The 15717-nt window shown below is 68.1% G+C and carries 18 protein-coding genes; 10 read left to right on the top strand and 8 right to left on the bottom strand.

Annotation, left to right across the window (positions count from 1 at the left end; all coding sequences use genetic code 11):
- Positions 1-52: 52 nt before the first annotated feature.
- Positions 53-1090, bottom strand: coding sequence for a type IV pilus twitching motility protein PilT (locus V7787_RS17540; RefSeq protein ID WP_336088794.1), 1038 nt, complete (start codon positions 1088-1090; stop codon positions 53-55).
- A gap of 175 nt (positions 1091-1265) precedes the next feature.
- Between V7787_RS17540 and V7787_RS17535 the strand changes: the two genes are divergently transcribed.
- From V7787_RS17535 to V7787_RS17525, 3 genes are all read left to right on the top strand, one after another.
- Positions 1266-1952 carry a YggS family pyridoxal phosphate-dependent enzyme gene (locus V7787_RS17535; protein WP_336088793.1) on the top strand — a complete coding sequence of 229 codons (687 nt, stop codon included), beginning with the start codon at positions 1266-1268 and terminating at the stop codon, positions 1950-1952.
- Between the two features lie 915 nt (positions 1953-2867).
- Positions 2868-3704: a pyrroline-5-carboxylate reductase gene (proC, locus tag V7787_RS17530; RefSeq protein ID WP_336088792.1), complete on the top strand. Its 837-nt coding sequence runs from the start codon at positions 2868-2870 to the stop codon at positions 3702-3704.
- Complete coding sequence (locus V7787_RS17525; protein WP_336088791.1) at positions 3701-4177, top strand: DUF4426 domain-containing protein; 477 nt, start codon at positions 3701-3703, stop codon at positions 4175-4177. The genes proC and V7787_RS17525 overlap by 4 nt, the downstream gene beginning before the upstream one ends.
- A 37-nt stretch (positions 4178-4214) precedes the next feature.
- Here the strand turns inward: V7787_RS17525 and V7787_RS17520 are convergent, their stop codons facing one another.
- Together V7787_RS17520 and V7787_RS17515 are read right to left on the bottom strand one after the other, a co-directional pair.
- Positions 4215-5222 (bottom strand): lipase secretion chaperone, encoded by a 1008-nt coding sequence (locus V7787_RS17520; RefSeq protein ID WP_336088790.1) that lies wholly within the window; start codon positions 5220-5222, stop codon positions 4215-4217.
- Positions 5223-5225: 3 nt separating this feature from the next.
- A complete protein-coding gene (locus V7787_RS17515) occupies positions 5226-6170 on the bottom strand; it encodes a lipase family alpha/beta hydrolase (RefSeq protein ID WP_336088789.1) in 945 nt (314 codons plus the stop codon).
- 273 nt (positions 6171-6443) lie between these two features.
- Here V7787_RS17515 and V7787_RS17510 point away from each other — a divergent pair, with 273 nt between their 5' ends.
- A complete protein-coding gene (locus tag V7787_RS17510; RefSeq protein WP_336088788.1) occupies positions 6444-7241 on the top strand; it encodes a cobalamin-binding protein in 798 nt (265 codons plus the stop codon).
- Between the two features lie 151 nt (positions 7242-7392).
- On the opposite strand, the gene aac(6') is transcribed toward V7787_RS17510, so the two are convergent.
- Together aac(6') and pdxH are read right to left on the bottom strand one after the other, a co-directional pair.
- Complete coding sequence (gene aac(6') / locus V7787_RS17505; RefSeq protein WP_336088787.1) at positions 7393-7851, bottom strand: aminoglycoside 6'-N-acetyltransferase; 459 nt, start codon at positions 7849-7851, stop codon at positions 7393-7395.
- The gene (gene pdxH / locus V7787_RS17500; RefSeq protein ID WP_336088786.1) at positions 7848-8453 is read right to left on the bottom strand and encodes a pyridoxamine 5'-phosphate oxidase; all 606 of its coding nucleotides are present in this window, start codon (positions 8451-8453) and stop codon (positions 7848-7850) included. The genes aac(6') and pdxH overlap by 4 nt, the downstream gene beginning before the upstream one ends.
- Before the next feature lie 17 nt (positions 8454-8470).
- On the opposite strand from pdxH, the gene V7787_RS17495 reads away from it, so the two are divergent.
- Positions 8471-9322 carry a hypothetical protein gene (locus tag V7787_RS17495; protein WP_336088785.1) on the top strand — a complete coding sequence of 284 codons (852 nt, stop codon included), beginning with the start codon at positions 8471-8473 and terminating at the stop codon, positions 9320-9322.
- 420 nt (positions 9323-9742) lie between these two features.
- Here V7787_RS17495 and V7787_RS17490 read toward each other — a convergent pair whose 3' ends face one another.
- The gene (locus tag V7787_RS17490) at positions 9743-9946 is read right to left on the bottom strand and encodes a dodecin family protein (protein ID WP_336088784.1); all 204 of its coding nucleotides are present in this window, start codon (positions 9944-9946) and stop codon (positions 9743-9745) included.
- Positions 9947-10149: 203 nt separating this feature from the next.
- Between V7787_RS17490 and V7787_RS17485 the strand changes: the two genes are divergently transcribed.
- From V7787_RS17485 to V7787_RS17475, 3 genes are read left to right on the top strand one after another with little or no spacing between them, the layout of a single operon-like run.
- The gene (locus V7787_RS17485) at positions 10150-10728 is read left to right on the top strand and encodes a shikimate kinase (protein ID WP_336088783.1); all 579 of its coding nucleotides are present in this window, start codon (positions 10150-10152) and stop codon (positions 10726-10728) included.
- Positions 10725-11831 carry a 3-dehydroquinate synthase gene (gene aroB, locus V7787_RS17480; protein ID WP_336088782.1) on the top strand — a complete coding sequence of 369 codons (1107 nt, stop codon included), beginning with the start codon at positions 10725-10727 and terminating at the stop codon, positions 11829-11831. Before V7787_RS17485 ends, aroB begins: the two co-directional genes overlap by 4 nt.
- A gap of 50 nt (positions 11832-11881) precedes the next feature.
- Positions 11882-12292 (top strand): hypothetical protein, encoded by a 411-nt coding sequence (locus tag V7787_RS17475; RefSeq protein ID WP_336088781.1) that lies wholly within the window; start codon positions 11882-11884, stop codon positions 12290-12292.
- A 78-nt stretch (positions 12293-12370) separates the two neighbouring features.
- Here V7787_RS17475 and V7787_RS17470 read toward each other — a convergent pair whose 3' ends face one another.
- Positions 12371-13042, bottom strand: coding sequence for a hypothetical protein (locus V7787_RS17470; protein ID WP_336088780.1), 672 nt, complete (start codon positions 13040-13042; stop codon positions 12371-12373).
- A 91-nt stretch (positions 13043-13133) separates the two neighbouring features.
- Here V7787_RS17470 and V7787_RS17465 point away from each other — a divergent pair, with 91 nt between their 5' ends.
- Positions 13134-13775 (top strand): hypothetical protein, encoded by a 642-nt coding sequence (locus V7787_RS17465; RefSeq protein WP_336088779.1) that lies wholly within the window; start codon positions 13134-13136, stop codon positions 13773-13775.
- 147 nt (positions 13776-13922) lie between these two features.
- Here V7787_RS17465 and V7787_RS17460 read toward each other — a convergent pair whose 3' ends face one another.
- Positions 13923-14564, bottom strand: coding sequence for a cysteine hydrolase family protein (locus tag V7787_RS17460; protein WP_336088778.1), 642 nt, complete (start codon positions 14562-14564; stop codon positions 13923-13925).
- 101 nt (positions 14565-14665) lie between these two features.
- On the opposite strand from V7787_RS17460, the gene V7787_RS17455 reads away from it, so the two are divergent.
- Positions 14666-15631 (top strand): helix-turn-helix domain-containing protein, encoded by a 966-nt coding sequence (locus V7787_RS17455; RefSeq protein WP_442965319.1) that lies wholly within the window; start codon positions 14666-14668, stop codon positions 15629-15631.
- The last annotated feature ends 86 nt before the right edge of the window (positions 15632-15717 follow it).

The following is a 15717-nucleotide window of genomic DNA, read 5'->3' as shown; positions in this document are numbered from 1 at the left end:
CGGAGGCGAACGGGCCGGACGGCGGCGCGCGCGAACGCGCCGCCGCGAGCGGTCATTCGAACAGCCGCTTGTCCTTGGCGTATTCCTTGGCCTGCGGGCGCAGGATCAGGCCGCGCTTGACCAAGTCCTGCAGGTGCTGGTCCAGGGTCATCATGCCGAAGTTCTGGCCGGTCTGAATGGCCGAGTACATCTGCGCGACCTTGTCTTCGCGGATCAGGTTTCGGATGGCCGGGATGCCGACCATGATTTCCCACGCCGCGGTACGGCCGCCGCCGACTTTCTTCAGCAGCGCTTGCGAGATCACCGCGCGCAGCGATTCGGACAGCATCGAGCGCACCATCGGTTTTTCGCCGGCGGGGAACACGTCGATGATGCGGTCGACGGTCTTGGCCGCCGAGGAGGTGTGCAGGGTGCCGAACACCAAGTGGCCGGTTTCCGCCGCGGTCAGCGCCAGGCGGATGGTTTCCAGGTCGCGCAACTCGCCGACCAGGATGTAGTCGGGGTCTTCGCGCAGCGCCGAACGCAGGGCCTCGTTGAAGCCGTGGGTGTCGCGGTGGACTTCGCGCTGGTTGATCAGGCACTTCTGCGAGGTGTGCACGAATTCGATCGGGTCTTCGACCGAAAGGATGTGCGCGTACTCGTTCTTGTTGATGTGGTCGATCATCGCCGCCAGCGTGGTCGACTTGCCCGAACCGGTCGGGCCGGTGACCAGGATCAGGCCCTGCGGCTGTTCGATGAGCTGGCGGAAGATCGGCGGACAGCCCAGGTCTTCCAGCGACAGCACTTCGGAGGGAATGGTACGGAACACGGCGCCGGCGCCGCGGTTCTGGTTGAAGGCGTTGACGCGGAAGCGCGCCAGGCCGGGGATCTCGAAGGAGAAGTCGACCTCGAGGAATTCTTCGAAGTCGCGGCGCTGCTTGTCCGACATGATGTCGTAGACCAGCGCATGGACCTGTTTGTGGTCCAGGGCCGGAATATTGATCCGGCGCACGTCGCCGTCGACCCGGATCATCGGCGGCAGACCCGCCGACAGGTGCAAGTCGGATGCTTTGTTCTTTACCGAAAACGCCAGAAGTTCGGCGATATCCATGCGTGCTCCCCGCACTGCGTGAACCCGTCACCGGGTCCGTGAAAGCCAGCCGTTCGGGCCGTGCCCGGTTCGGCTTGATTGCAACCGTAAAGCTGGAACCAAACCACCCCCAAGAGGCAGTATAGCCCCCGGACGGCACGCCCGATCCAGCCCCCTCATCACAGGATTCCCCCACGTGCACGAGCACGTCCTGCACGACATCTTGCATCAGTTGCAACGCGCGGCGCATGACGCCGACAGGCCGGTACCTCGATTGCTTGCGGTCAGTAAGACCCAAGATGAGACCGCGGTCGCGAATCTGGCCTTACAAGGGCAAACGGCGTTCGGCGAGAACTACGTCCAGGAGGCGATGGCCAAGCATGCGGCGATGGCCACCACCGCCGCGGCCGGGCACTGCCTGGAGTGGCATTTGATCGGTCACCTGCAGTCGAACAAGGCCGCCGAGGCGGCGGCGTTGTTCGATTGGGTGCAAACCGTGGACCGGGCCAAGCTGGTGGCCGCGCTGGCGCGGCATCGCGGGACGCGGGCGCCGTTGAACGTGTTGATTCAGGTCAACATCGACGATGAGGCCAGCAAGCACGGTTGCTCGCCCGAGGATGCGCCGGCGCTGGCCGAGGCGATCGTCGCCGAACCGGCGCTGCGGCTGCGCGGGCTGATGGTGATTCCGACGCCGCATGCCGATCCGGAACTGAGGCGGCCGGCGTTCCGGCGGGCCAAGGCGTTGTTCGATGCGCTGGCGGCGCGGTATGGCGTTGGGGTGGATACGTTGTCGATGGGGATGAGCGACGATTTTGTGGTGGCGGTGGCGGAGGGGGCGACGATGGTGCGGGTGGGGACGGCATTGTTCGGCAAGAGACGTTAGCTCGCCCCCTTTGCAAAAGGGGGCTGGCGCCTGGGATCGATGGTGATGCGGCGATGTTGGCGCGCCGGGGGATTGCGGGCAGGTCGCCGGACATTCGGCGGAGCAAGAGCAAATCCCCCCCTAGCCCCCCTTTTTCAAAGGGGGGAACGGCAGGAGCAGCGAGTTGGAAACTCGCCCCCTTTGCAAAAGGGGGCTGGCGCCTGGGATCGATGGTGATGCGGCGATGTTGGGGCGCCGGGGGATTGCGGGCAGGTCGCCGGATATTCGGCGGAGCAAGAGCAAATCCCCCCTAGCCCCCCTTTTTCAAAGGGGGGAACGGCAGGAGCAGCGGGTCGGAAATTCGCCCCCTTTGCAAAAGGGGGCTGGCGCCTGGGATAGATGGTGATGCGGCGATGTTGGCGCGCCGGGGGATTGCGCGCAGGTCGCCGGACATTCGGCGGAGCAAGAGCAAATCCCCCCTAGCCCCCCTTTTTAAAAGGGGGGAACGGCAGGAGCAGCGAGTCGGAAATTCGCCCCCTTTGCAAAAGGGGGCTGGCGCCTGAGGTCGATGGTGATGCGGCGATGTTGGCGCGCCGGGGGATTGCGCGCAGGTCGCCGGACATTCGGCGGAGCAAGAGCAAATCCCCCCTAGCCCCCCTTTTTCAAAGGGGGGAACGGCAGGAGCAACGAGTCGGAAATTCGCCCCCTTTGCAAAAGGGGGCTGGCGCCTGGGATCGATGGTGATGCGGCGATGTTGGCGCGCCGGGGGATTGCGCGCAGGTCGCCGGACATTCGGCGGAGCAAGAGCAAATCCCCCTAGCCCCCCTTTTTCAAAGGGGGGAACAGCCGAAGCAGGGCGCAGTTGCCGCGGCGAAGCCCACTTACTCGGCTGTTATCCTGACCGGATACCGCCTCATTCCGCTTACCAGGCTCACCATGCCCCCATCCAACGCGCTCCCCTCCGGCTCCATCGCCTTCATCGGCGGCGGCAACATGGCCCGCAGCCTGATCGGCGGCTTGGTCGCGCGCGGCTTGGCGCCGGCCTCGATCCGGGTCGCCGAGCCGGTGCCGGCGCTGCGCGATGCGTTGGCGAACGATTTCGGGGTGACCTGTTTCGACAACGCTTCGGCCGCGGCCGAAGGCGCGTCGGTGTGGTTGCTGGCGGTCAAGCCGCAGGTGATGCGTCCGGTGTGCGAGTCGCTGGCCGCGCAAGCGCGCGCGCAGCGGCCGCTGGCGATCTCCATCGCCGCCGGCATCACCGCCGCGCAACTGGACCGCTGGCTCGGCGGCGACGCCGCGGTGGTGCGGGCGATGCCGAACACGCCGGCGCTGCTCGGCGCCGGCGTCACCGGTCTGTACGCCAACGCCGCAGCGCAGCCGCGCTTCGAGCAGGCGGCTGAGCTGTTGTCGGCGGTCGGCCCGACTGTGCGCATCGATGAGGAAGCACAGATGGACGCGGTCACCGCGGTGTCCGGCAGCGGCCCGGCGTACGTGTTCCTGCTCGCCGAGGCGATGCAGCAGGCCGGCGTGGCCCAGGGCCTGGCGCCGGATGCGGCCAATGCCTTGGTCCGCCAGACCTTGCTCGGCGCGGCGCGCATGCTGACCGACGGCGAGGATCCGGCCGAGGTGTTGCGCGCGCGGGTCACCTCGCCCGGCGGCACCACCCAGGCGGCGATCGAAACCTTCGAAGCCGGCGGTTTCCGCGCACTGGTCGATCGCGCGATTACCGCGGCGACCGAGCGCGGCCGGCAGTTGTCGGCGGCCAACGAATGAGTGCGCTGGCGCGAACGGTCGCCGCAGCCGCATTGGCGACGGCGCTGCTGGCCGGCTGCGGACGCGAGTCCTCGACACCGCCGCAGCACGCGGCCAACGCCGCCGGCCCGGAGACCAAGCGGTCGGGCGATGTGACGATGACCGTCAGCGCGATCCAGACCGACAAGCTGCCAGCGCAGATCGTGCAGCGTTACGGCGCGCCGCGCGACGCCCGCACCGTGCTGATCGTGCTGTCGCTGCGCAAGGGCGACGACGCGACGTCGGTGGCGCTGAGCGCGGACCAGGTGCAAGTGACGGTCAGCGATCTGCTCGGCCGAAAACAGCAGATCGCAATGCGGCCGATGCGCGACGGCGAGCTGCTGGACTACGTCGGCACGGCCACGATCTCGCCGCCGGAAACCCTGCGCTTCGACGTCGTCGCCAACACCGCGCACGGGCGTTACCCGGTGCAGTTCAATCGGGATTTTTTCTGAGCCCAGGCCGGTAGCGGCGCCGCGACCACAGCGGCGGTCACTGCCCCGGCAGCATGCCGTTGCGGGTCAGCGCATCGACCCGCCGCTGCTCGTTGGCGTCGAACCGCGCCAATAGCGCGTTCAGGCGTTGCCGCCGCTGTTCCTGGCTGAGCGCCTGGTCGGCCAGCACTTGTTGCCGCTGCGCGGCGTAGCTGCGTAGACGCAGCCGCCACTGCTCGCGGTTGCGATCCAGTTCGGCCAAACGCTGCGCCGCCGACGCGCCGTACTGCGCCTCGCGCGCGGCGTAACGCGCGGCCGGGTCGGTGCCGGCGCGCTCGAACTCGCGGTTCTGCCGCAACGCGCCGTCCAGTTGCGCGGTCTGCGCTTGCAGCTCGGCGCGTTGCGGCTGCAACGCATCCAGTTCGCGCAGGCGCCGCTGACGTTCTTCCTCGCTCAGACCGCGCTCGGCCAACAAACGCCGGCGCGCGCCGGCCAGTTCGATGTCGCGCTCTTCCTCGGCGTACCAGGCATCCGCCAGCGCCGCGCCCAACCGCTCGCGGCGCAGGGCGCGCACGCGCGCGAACGCCTGCGCGCTGTCGCGGTCGCTGCGGGCGATGGCGGCCGAGTCGTATTCCAGCATCAGATACGCATCGAACCAGGCCAGCGCGGTGGCCAAGGCCTGGGTCGGCACGCGCGTCTGCAGATGGCTGCGCAGGGCCGAACGAATCTCCTCGGTGCTGCGCTCGCCGCTGCGGGCGAGGAAGTAATCGAACAGGCGGCGCAACTCGCGATCCGGCAGCGGCTGCCCGCGCGCGTCCAGGCGGATGATGCCGTCGACTTCGGTATCGCGCAGCGAGTCGGCGACCGCCTCCAGGGTCGCCGCGCTCGCCGTGGTGGCGCGATCCGCGCCCAGCTCCGGATCGGAGATCGGCACCGCCGCGCCGCTGCTGACCACCGGTATCGCCCCGGGCGACTGACGCGCGAACCAGGAGCCGGCGGCGAAGATCGCCGCCACCGCCATCAACGCAACACAGGCCATCGTCAGGGCCGTCGCGATTCGACGCATCGATTACAGACCCGCGTTCTTGAGGCGGTTGGCCTGAGCGCGGTAGACGCTGGTGGGATTGGCGCTGAACACGCCGCGCAACCCGGCGATCTGGTTGACCTCGTCGAGGTGGTTCCAATCGTAGTCGTCGCGGATCACCTGGCCCCAATGCGAGGAGCAGCGGCCGACCAATCCGTCGTTGGCTTCGCCGCCGAACAACACGCCGCCGGCGATCATCGCCAGATCCGAGCCGTCGAAGAAGTTGGTCGAGTTGGAAGTGCCGCCGAAGGAGTAATAAGCGACGCCGCCGACCTTGGCCGCGCCCGCGCCGCAGGCGCTGGTCGGCTTGCCTTGCGGATAACGCGCGTTGAAGCGCGCCGCGCCGGCGCTGTCGAGCGCCTTCAACGCGGCCAGCGAATCCTGGGAGTTGTTGCTGCCCGACAGCAGCCCGATCAAGTCGGCGAAGGCGTTGACGAAGGCCGCCACCAGCGGCCGCAGCGGCGAGCCGTCGGGCAACACCGCGCCGACGAAATCGGCGACCTTGCTGCCGGCGTGGGGCGAGCCGACCGAAGTCATCGAGGCGACCAGGTCCGGACGCACCGCGGCGACATAGCGCGCGGTCGGACCGCCCTGGCTGTGGCCGATCAGATTGAAGCGGGTGTAGCCGTGCAGCGCCTGCAGGGTTTCCAGCTGATCGATCAGTTCCTCGCCGCGCACTTCGTTGGAATTGGCCGCGGTCACCTGGGCGACGTAGACCTTGGCGCCGCCGGAGCGCAGCGCTTGCGGGATGCCGAACCAGTAGTCGTAGACGCCGCCGATCGCGTCGAAGCCGAACAGGCCGTGGACCAGCACCACCGGGTAGCGGGTCTTGCTGTAGTCGTCGGCGGATGCGGGCAATGCGCTGGCGAGCAACAGGCAGGCCAGCAGCAGCGGAGCGCCGAACAGGCGGCGTGGGTTCAGTGGCGACATGGTGTCTCTCCGGTCGTGCGCGCGGGTCGGCGGCGCTGGCCGATCGACTGTACGAACGGGTATGGAGTACACACGCCGCAGCGCAACATGCGGGTGGAACTGTGATCGGGCGGCGATAAAAGCGAGTGCGTGGGCGCGGTTTGCGCGGGGGGAATGCTGCGGTGCGGCGTGGTTGTGCGGTGGGGTGCGCCGATGTGGGCGCGTGGCCCCCACCCTCGCACCCACCGCCCCACTCGACGACAATCCCCATCTCCCCGATACAAACATGCATGCATGGGCCCGCAACGCATCGTCTGCCTCACCGAAGAACCCACCGAAACCCTGTACCTGCTCGGCGAGCAGGACCGCATCGTCGGCATCAGCGGGTTCACCGTCCGGCCGGCGATCGCGCGCAAGGAAAAGCCCAAGGTCAGCGCCTTCACCAGCGCCAAGATCGGCGAGATCCTCAAGCTGCGCCCGGACTTCGTGATCGGTTTCTCCGACATCCAGGCCGACATCGCCGCCGAGTTGATCAAACACGGCATCGAGGTGTGGATCAGCAATCACCGCGGCGTCGAGGGCATCCTGGATTACGTGCACCGGCTCGGCGCCTTGGTCGGCGCAGGCGACCGCGCCGGGCAACTGGCGGAGCAACTGCGCGGCCGCATCGAGGCCGCGCGCGAACGCGCCGCAACGCTGCCGCGGCGGCCGCGGGTGTATTTCGAGGAATGGGACAGCCCGCAGATCACCGGCATCCGCTGGGTGTCGGAACTGGTCGGCATCGCCGGCGGCGACGACGTGTTTCCCGAGCACGCGGCGATGTCGCTGGCGCGCGACCGCATCCTGGCCGATCCGCTGGAAGTGGTCCGGCGCGCGCCGGAGCTGATCCTGGGCAGTTGGTGCGGCAAGAAATTCCGCCCCGAGCAGGTCGCCGCCCGCCCCGGCTGGCAGGACGTGCCGGCGGTGCGCGACGGCGAACTGCATGAAATCAAGTCGCCGATCATTCTGCAGCCGGGTCCGGCGGCGCTGACCGCGGGGTTGGATGCGTTGAGCGAGATCGTTCACGCCTGGGCCGCGCGCCGCGTTCGTTAGTCCGCGCGACTTCATCGACTGCCTGTAGGAGCGGCGCGAGCCGCGACCGCGACCTCGCGGTTACGACGTTGTTGAGAGGTCGCGGTCGCGGCTTGTGACCGAAGGAAATCCCTGTGGGACGCCGCTCCTACAGGGCGCCGCTGGAGTTTCGCTATTCGGCGACAAGCGCCCGGCGGAAATACACCACCCGCTCGGTTTCCTCAAACCCGCAGGCCTCATGCGCGCGGTGCGAGTCGACGTTGTCGAGCAACGCATCCGACGCCAGCTCGCGACAACCGCGCTCGCGTCCCCAGGCCTCGACCGCCGCGATCAACCCGCGGCCGATCCCCGCGCCGCGATGCGCCGGACTCACGTACCAGCCTTCCAGGAACGCCACCGGCGAAGACTCGGTGCCGTTGACGTAATCGCTGCGTATGCTCGCTTCGGCGAAGCCGCACAGGCCTTGAGCGTCCTCGGCCACGAACGCGGCCAGACGCGCGTCTTCGAACCAGTCGCCCAATTCCTCGGCAAGGTCGGCGAGCGGTTGCTCCGGCCACAACTGCGCGCGCAGTTGCGCCCACCGCGGCTCATCGCCACGGACGACGGCGCGCACGCGCCACGGCTCGCTCACGGGTACAGCATCCGCTTGGACCACTCGCCGGCGCGGTCGCATTCGTACAGCCAACGCTCGTGCAGGCGGAAATCGGCGCCGTACCAGAACTCGATCTTGTCCGCGCGCACCCGCAAACCGGTCCAGCGCGGCGGGCGCGTCACCTCGCGACCCTCGAACTTGCTATCGGCCTCGGCCAGACGCTGCTCGAAGGTTTCGCGGTCGGCCAGCGTCTCCGATTGCTTCGACGCCCAGGCTCCGAGCTGGCTGCCGCGCGCGCGCGAAGCGAAGTAGGCATCGGCTTCGGCATCGCCGACGATCTCCACCGCGCCCTCCACCCGCACCTGCACGCCGTGGCGCACGCGCGGCCAGTGGAACAGCAGCGCGGCATGCGGATTGGCCTGCAGCTCGCGGCCCTTGCGCCCGTCCAGATGGGTGTAGAAGACGAAGCCGCGCGCGTCGACGGCCTTCAGCAGCACGGTACGCAGCGACGGGCGCGCGTCCAGCGACGCGGTCGCCAGGCTCATCGCGGTCGGATCGGGCTCGCCGGCGTCCCGCGCTTCGGCGAACAGCGCATCGAACGTGACGAGGGCTTCGTTGAGCAGATCGGCGGTCGGTTTCATTGCGCTATTGTGATCCCATGTCGCCGCGCCTGCATCCGTCCGCCGCAATCGGCAAACCGGCCGCCCCATCCGCGGGCGGCGGCGAGGCCGGCTTCGCCGCCGATTTTGTGACCCGCGTGCTCGACGACGCGCTCGCCGCCGGCGCCCGCGTTTACGCGATCAGCGGCTTGCAGGGCAGCGGCAAATCGACCCTGGCCGCGCAACTGGCCGCAGCCGCGCAAGCGCGCGGTCTGCGCGCGGCGGTGTTGTCGATCGACGATTTCTACCTGGGCCGGCGCGAACGCCAGCGCCTGGGCAGGCGCGTGCATCCGCTGCTGGCCACGCGCGGGCCGCCGGGGACGCACGAGGTCGGCTTGGCCTGCGAGGTGCTGGATGCATTGCGCGCCGGCCGGTCGGTGCGGCTGCCGCGTTTCGACAAGCTCGGCGACACCCGGCTGCCGCCTTCGCGCTGGGGTCGCGCCGAGGCGGTGGATCTGACCGTGTTCGAAGGGTGGTTCCTGGCCGCGCCCGCGCAGACGCCGGGCGAACTGGCCGTGCCGGTCAATGCGCTGGAACGCGCCGAAGACGCCGACGGTGTTTGGCGCAGTTATTGCAATCGCGCCCTGGCCGAGGACTACCCCGCGCTGTGGTCGCGGCTGGACCGCACTTTGTTCTTGCGCCCGCCCGGGTTCGAGATCGTGGTGGAGTGGCGCTGGCAGCAGGAACAGGCGCTGCAGGCGCGCAACCCGCGCCGGCAGGCGATGAACCGCGCGCAGGTCGAGCGTTTCGTGCAGTTGTTCGAGCGGGTCAGCCGGCAGGCGCTGGCGCGGCTGACGGGGATTGCGGATTGGACGGTGGAGTTGGATTCGCGTCGGCGGGTCGTCGGCTAGCTGAGAGCCTTCAGCGCCATGTCTCCAGTCCGTCATTCCCGCGAAGGCGGGCTCCGTTTTACTTCGGCGTAGCCGAACATCCGGAGCCTTCAGCGCCCCCCAGATCGTCATTCCCGCGAAGGCGGGAATCCAGAGCCTTCAGCGCCATCCCTCCAGCCCGTCATTCCCGCGAAAGCGGGAATCCAGCGACTTCATGCGTTCTCGCACGAAAGGCACTGGATTCCCGCCTTCGCGGGAATGACGACTTGGGAGAGGCGAATGACCGCGTGGAAAGGCTAACGACGCCCCAGGCGGCGAACGACGATGAAAAGAGGCGATCAAGTACGCCGGGGAACCGATGCACGATCCCCTAGCGCCCGTCGAACCCTAACCACAACGACACATGCCTAGCCACAACGACACGTGGCCCCTCACCCAACCTCACTTGACCACAAACGTAACCTTCAAATTGACCCGCCACTCCTGGATGTTCCCGCTCGGATCGGTAACCACCTTGATCTCGTTGACCCAAGCGCCCTGAATGTCCTTGACCGACTCGGCGCATTTGGCCAATCCGGATTTGACCGCATCCTCGATGCCGGTGTTGGAGGAAGTGGTGAGTTCGATGACCTTGGCGACCGACATGGCGTTCTCCTGTGCGCGACACGGATGAGCGATGCGTCGCCGGGACGGCGGCGCGCGGGGGCCGCGCGCGGATCGCGCGGGCCGATCTTCGAGCCTAGGCGCGCCGGCGTTAAGACCACGCAAGCGTCGGCCGGCCCAACCGGGACTGCATGCGGATCGCCCGCGCCGTGGCCTGCGCCGCGCGGTGGCCTACAATCGGGGGCATGAATCCGGCGAGCAATCTGATCCTGGTCGGCCCGATGGGGGCCGGCAAGACCTGCATCGGCAAGCGCCTGGCCGAGCGTTTCGGCCTGCGCCTGGTCGATGCCGACCGCGAAATCGAACAACGCACCGGCGCCAGCGTCGCGGCGATCTTCGAACACGAAGGCGAGGCCGGCTTCCGCGCGCGCGAAAGCGCGGTGCTGGCCGAGCTGCTGAGCGAGGACGGCCTGCTGCTGGCCACCGGCGGCGGCGCGGTGCTGGCCGCCGACAACCGGCACCTGTTGCGCGAGCGCGGCTACGTGGTGCAGTTGTTGGTCAGCGTCGAACAGCAACTCGAACGCCTGGCCCAGGACCGCAGCCGTCCGCTGCTGGCGCGCGGCGACCGCGAGCAGGTCTTGCGCGATCTGGCCAGCGCGCGCGCGCCGCTGTATGCGGAAGTGGCCGATCTGCGCTTCGACACCGGCGCGATGAGCGCGCTGGACGCCGCGCTGGGCCTGGCCGCCGAACTCGATCTTCATTGGCGACGCCCACCGGCGCCGCCGTCCCCACAGGTTTCATCCGTTTCCGGAGTCGATGCATGAGCGCGGTACGCAAGGTCGAGGTCGCCGGCGAGAGCGGCTACAGCATCGAAATCGGTCCCGGGCTGCTGCAGGACGGCGCGCGCCTGGGCAAGCCCCTGCGCGGGCGGCATGCGCTGATCGTCAGCGACGCCAACGTCGCGCCGCTGTATTTGCAGCAGGTCGAAGCGGCGCTGCACGAGGCCAAGCCGGGCCTGACCCTGGCCCGGTTCGTGATGCCCGCCGGCGAGCACGAAAAAACCCTGGCCCGTTTCGGCCAATGCCTGGACGCGCTGGCCACGCTGGGCGCCACCCGCGATGCCGCCGTGGTCGCGCTCGGCGGCGGCGTGATCGGCGATCTGGCCGGCTTCGCCGCGGCCTGCTGGATGCGCGGGATCGATTGCGTGCAACTGCCGACCACGCTGCTGGCGATGGTCGATTCCTCGGTCGGCGGCAAGACCGCGGTGGACCTGCCCAGCGGCAAGAATCTGGTCGGCGCCTTCCATCCGCCGCGCGCGGTGATCGCCGACACCACCGTGCTGCGCAGTCTGCCCGACCGCGAACTGCGCGCGGGCCTGGCCGAGGTGGTGAAGTACGGCGCGATCTTCGACGCCAGCTTCCTGGATTGGCTGGAAGCGCATGCCGAGGCGTTGCTGGCGCGCGAAGACGACGCGCTGGCCGAGGCGATTGCGCGCAGTTGCGCGTACAAGGCCGAAGTGGTTGCGCGCGACCCGTTCGAACGCGGCGACCGCGCGATGCTCAACTTCGGCCACACCTTCGGCCATGCGATCGAAACCGAACAGGGCTACGCCGGCACCACCGGCGACGGCCTCAATCACGGCGAAGCGGTCGCCGTCGGCATGGTGCTGGCTGCGCGTTTGTCCGCCGCGCTGGGGCGCTCGAGTGCGGCCGATGCCGAACGTCTGCAGCGTTTGTTGCAACGCCTGGGGCTGCCGACGGCGATTCCGACCGGTTTGTCGCCGGACTCGCTGCTGGCGCGCATGCGGCTGGACAAGAAGGCCGATGCGGCCGGCTTGCGTTTCATTCTTTGGGACAAAGCTGGCGCCGCGCGGATCGTTTCAGGTGTGGCCGACGATGACGTGCTCACGGTGTTGGCCGCGGGTTGAATGTGGCGCGCCCTAGTGACTTCACGCATCGAATGCTCAGGGACGCTGGCATGAACGTACTGAAGAAAATTGTCTTAACCGCACTGTCGATCGGCGCGTTGTACTTTTGCGCAGGCTATCTCACCGCTTGGCAGGCCAAGCAAGCTTGCGTCGATGAGAGTTATCGAAGCGCGCAACAACGCGATGTGCACGGATACCGCATGGGCGGCGGCAAAGTTCGGCCGACGCGTGGCGAATTCGAAGCCAATATCGCCGGACCGTTTCAGGTCGAAGTCGTCTATTCGGTGCCTCGCGATATGCACGCGACGATTTTCGTTGAACGGTATCTGACGTTGCCGTGGCGGCGCGAGTTTCGTTCGAGCGAAGTGATCCAGCTGGTCGACGCCCCCGACCATCGGCTGGGCGAAAGCGCCTTGGCAGCGGCTCCGCACGGTCAAGCCGCACGCACCGACGAAACCTGACGAATGCCTGAGCCGGCCACGGCCGTGCGACACACCGTGGCCGGATAGCGGTCTTGCTGCCTGGCAACCACCTCTGGCTCAGCCCGGCCACCCCGCCGCGTGCTGCAAATACGTCACATGCTCATCCTGCAACCCGGTGACGTACACCGTGGTCAGGATCGGATGATTGCCCCACACCAAACCGCACCGCGTATTGACCGGATTCACGCCCGCGTCGCGTTGGCAGTACTGCACCTGCGGGTAGCTGGGTTGGCCGACGTTGTTGGCCAGACTCAGCGCCCAATGTTCCCAGGTGTACCAATAGTCCGACGCCATCACGATCGCGTAGCGGCTGGGCGCGGTGCCGTCGTTGGCCGACAGCGTCAGCCCGGCCAGGACGATGCTCAGGCGCGCCAAGGCGCCGGTGCAGGCTTCTTGCGCCGCGTCGTCGAGGTCGATGAAGGCCGCTTCGAAGTTGTCGGCCAAGGCCTGCGCCTGGGCATCGGCGGCGGCGTTGCCGAATTGGTTGTGCACCCACGCGACGAACTGCGGGTTCATGCCGGTCATCAGGCCGGCGTCGTTGTAGGTGAAGGCTTGCGGAAACAACACCGGCGGCGTGTTGTCGGCGTGACCGCCCGGGCCGCCGAACAAGGCGAACCCCCAGCACGGTGCGTCGGGATACGGGTCGGGCCAGTCCGGGTCGATCTCGGTGCCGGCATCGAGTTGCGCCGCGGCGAGTCCTTGCAATTGAGCGTCGGTGAGTACGGGCATGAGATCAGCTCCTGAGTCGGATGGCGGTCGAATGAATTCGCGCGAGCGAACGCACGACTGCACCAACGCAGCCAAGCCGGGCTCGTGAACCTTGCAAGCCGCCAATCGGCGCGGCTTTCACAAGCCCGGCACGCCCGCGTTATTCCGCCATGCACCGATCAGCCAGGATCCGCGCCCCATGGCCCTCTCTCCGCTCCATCTTCTGCTTTTGCACGATGCGCTGGGCCGCCCCGCGGCCGCCGCGCCCTCGCCCTCGCCCGCCGCACCCTCTTCTCAGGATCCCGCCGTGGCCAATCAATTCGAGTTCCTCGACAAGCACTTCGACCCCACCGACATTCCCGAGGTCGCCGCGCAGACCGCGCACGAACGCTTCGGCAACTATCCCAATGCGCGCACCAGCACGGTGATCTTCGGCGTGAGTTGGGCCGCGCTCACCGATTCGATCAAGTTGGCGGTGCTGAACTACGTCAACGGCGGCGTGCCCAACACTTCGGCTTATGCGACGTTGAGCAGCAGCGGTCTGCAATGGAACATCGTGTTGACCGGGCTGCGGTTCGTGAACGCTACCCGGACCATAGTCCACGGGCGGCCGGAGTATCAGATCAATGAGTACGCCAATGGCTCGGTGTTCGTTACCGCCGAGGCGCTGGGTGCGCAGGCGCTCGGGGAGATCGTGCATCTGGAGAATGGGTTCGGTAGTTGGGTGCAGGAGATCAGGCTCAAGAATCAGTGAGCTGGCAGCAGCGGAAGCAAACAGCAAATCCCCCGCGCTTTGCAATCGCCTGACCTCTTGCTTGCGTCGGGCGCTCGCCCCCTTTTGCAAAGGGGGCGACGGTTGGCGCGCTTGTTGGGGGCTGGCTTTCGGCGCAAGCCGTGGGGCTCAGGCCGCGGCTTTAGCTCGGGCCCGCGCGCGCTGGTTGGACGCGTAGGGGTTGTCGATCTGCAAGCTGCGGCCTTCGCCGATCGCGGCGATCCACTCCTCGGTGCTGGCCACCGCGGCGAAGCGGCTTTGGAACACAACGCTGAAGACCCGGTGGATCTCCTCGGCGGTGACGTGGCCGGCGCTGTTCTCGTACGACAGCGAACCGGTGGCGTCGCTGAGGAATTCGACGTGATAGCCGCGGTGCGCGGCTTCGAACACGGTCGAGGCGTCGCAGTTGTGGGTCATGTAGCCGATCACGCTGAGGGTGTCGACGCCGTTGCGCCGCAGCCATTCGTCGAAATCCGTGCCGGTGAACACGCTCGGCAGATTCTTTTCGATGTAGTGATCGCGCGGCCGCGAAGCGACGACTTCGTTGAGTTCCCAACCCGGCCGGCCCTTGTCGAACACCGGCGTGCCCGCGGGCGCGGTGTTCTGCACCACCACCACCGGAATGCCGGCGGCGCGCGCGGCGTCCATGGCGCGGCCGACGTTGGGCAAGGTGCGGGCGACCGGCGGGTATTCGATCGGCAGGCCGTCGGCGAAGTAATCGTTCTGCACGTCGATGACGACCAGTGCGCGCTTCTGGGTCTGATGGTTCATGGCGGTACTCCGTGCGGTTGAATGAAGAAGTGGCGCCATTGTTCGCTTCGGCCGGTCGCGACGACAGTGACCCGAACGCCAATATTCGCTAGGATCGGGCCATGAACGCCGACACCCCGCTGGCCCGCCTGGCCGTGGTCGCCTTCGACCGCATCAGCCCCTTCCACCTGTCCGTGCCCTGCCTGGTGTTCGAGAACCGCGGCGAGGGCGACTTGCCGCCGTTCGAGCTGCGGGTGTGCGCGGCCGAGCCCGGGCCGATCCGCACCCGCGCCGGTTTCAGCATCGGCACCCGGCATGGATTGAATGCGCTGGGCTGGGCCGACACGGTGATCGTCCCGTCCTGGCGCGATGCCGACGAACGCCCGCCCGAGCCCTTGCTCAAGGCGCTGCGCCGCGCCCACCAACGCGGCGCGCAGATCGTCGGCCTGTGCCTGGGCGCTTACATCCTGGCCGAGGCCGGTTTGCTCGACGGCCGCCGCGCCACCACCCACTGGGGCTGGAGCGAGCACTTCGCCGCGCGGTATCCCGGGATCGAACTGCAGCGCGACGTGCTCTACGTCGACGACGGCCGCATCACCACCTCGGCCGGCACCGCCGCCGCGCTGGACTGTTGCCTGCACCTGCTGCGGCGCCGGCACGGCGCGGAGATCGCCAACCGGGTCGCGCGCCGGCTGGTGGTGGCGCCGCACCGCCAGGGCGGCCAGGCGCAGTACATCGAACAACCGCTGCCCGCCTCGGCCCAGGACGATCGCCTGGCCGCGGTGCTGGCCTGGGCGCTGGCGCATCTGGATCAGGCCCACAGCCTGGACGCGCTGGCCGAGCGCGCGCTGATGAGCCGGCGCACCTTCACCCGCCGCTTCCGCGACAGCACCGGCACCACCGTCGGCGAATGGCTGGCCGGGCAGCGGCTGGCGCGCGCGCAGCGGCTGCTGGAAACCGGCGACCAGGGCCTGGACGCGATCGCCGCGCAGACCGGGTTCGGGACCGCGGCGTCGTTGCGGCAACACTTCGCGGCGCGGCTGGGGACTTCGCCTTCGGCGTATCGGCGGGGGTTTCGCGGGGTTTGAGCTTGCGTCGTTGCTGAATTGTCGCGGTCGCAGCTTGCGCAGCTCCTACAGGTAGCCTCCGCGGCAGCGTCGTGCTCGGAAGTCTC

Source organism: Pseudomonas sp. CGJS7 (assembly GCF_036961695.1).
This window is presented reverse-complemented; position numbering and strand designations above follow the sequence as displayed.

Excerpts from the sequence above, each read along its gene's own strand:
- V7787_RS17525 (WP_336088791.1), top strand. The coding sequence starts at position 3,701 with ATGAGTGCGCTGGCGCGAACGGTCGCCGCAGCCGCATTGGCGACGGCG.
- V7787_RS17510 (WP_336088788.1), top strand. The coding sequence starts at position 6,444 with ATGGGCCCGCAACGCATCGTCTGCCTCACCGAAGAACCCACCGAAACC.
- pdxH (WP_336088786.1), bottom strand. The coding sequence starts at position 8,453 with ATGAAACCGACCGCCGATCTGCTCAACGAAGCCCTCGTCACGTTCGAT.
- V7787_RS17470 (WP_336088780.1), bottom strand. The coding sequence starts at position 13,042 with ATGCCCGTACTCACCGACGCTCAATTGCAAGGACTCGCCGCGGCGCAA.
- V7787_RS17485 (WP_336088783.1), top strand. The coding sequence starts at position 10,150 with ATGAATCCGGCGAGCAATCTGATCCTGGTCGGCCCGATGGGGGCCGGC.
- V7787_RS17540 (WP_336088794.1), bottom strand. The coding sequence starts at position 1,090 with ATGGATATCGCCGAACTTCTGGCGTTTTCGGTAAAGAACAAAGCATCC.
- V7787_RS17475 (WP_336088781.1), top strand. The coding sequence starts at position 11,882 with ATGAACGTACTGAAGAAAATTGTCTTAACCGCACTGTCGATCGGCGCG.
- V7787_RS17490 (WP_336088784.1), bottom strand. The coding sequence starts at position 9,946 with ATGTCGGTCGCCAAGGTCATCGAACTCACCACTTCCTCCAACACCGGC.
- V7787_RS17455 (WP_442965319.1), top strand. The coding sequence starts at position 14,666 with ATGAACGCCGACACCCCGCTGGCCCGCCTGGCCGTGGTCGCCTTCGAC.
- V7787_RS17495 (WP_336088785.1), top strand. The coding sequence starts at position 8,471 with ATGTCGCCGCGCCTGCATCCGTCCGCCGCAATCGGCAAACCGGCCGCC.
- aroB (WP_336088782.1), top strand. The coding sequence starts at position 10,725 with ATGAGCGCGGTACGCAAGGTCGAGGTCGCCGGCGAGAGCGGCTACAGC.
- V7787_RS17515 (WP_336088789.1), bottom strand. The coding sequence starts at position 6,170 with ATGTCGCCACTGAACCCACGCCGCCTGTTCGGCGCTCCGCTGCTGCTG.
- proC (WP_336088792.1), top strand. The coding sequence starts at position 2,868 with ATGCCCCCATCCAACGCGCTCCCCTCCGGCTCCATCGCCTTCATCGGC.
- V7787_RS17460 (WP_336088778.1), bottom strand. The coding sequence starts at position 14,564 with ATGAACCATCAGACCCAGAAGCGCGCACTGGTCGTCATCGACGTGCAG.
- V7787_RS17520 (WP_336088790.1), bottom strand. The coding sequence starts at position 5,222 with ATGCGTCGAATCGCGACGGCCCTGACGATGGCCTGTGTTGCGTTGATG.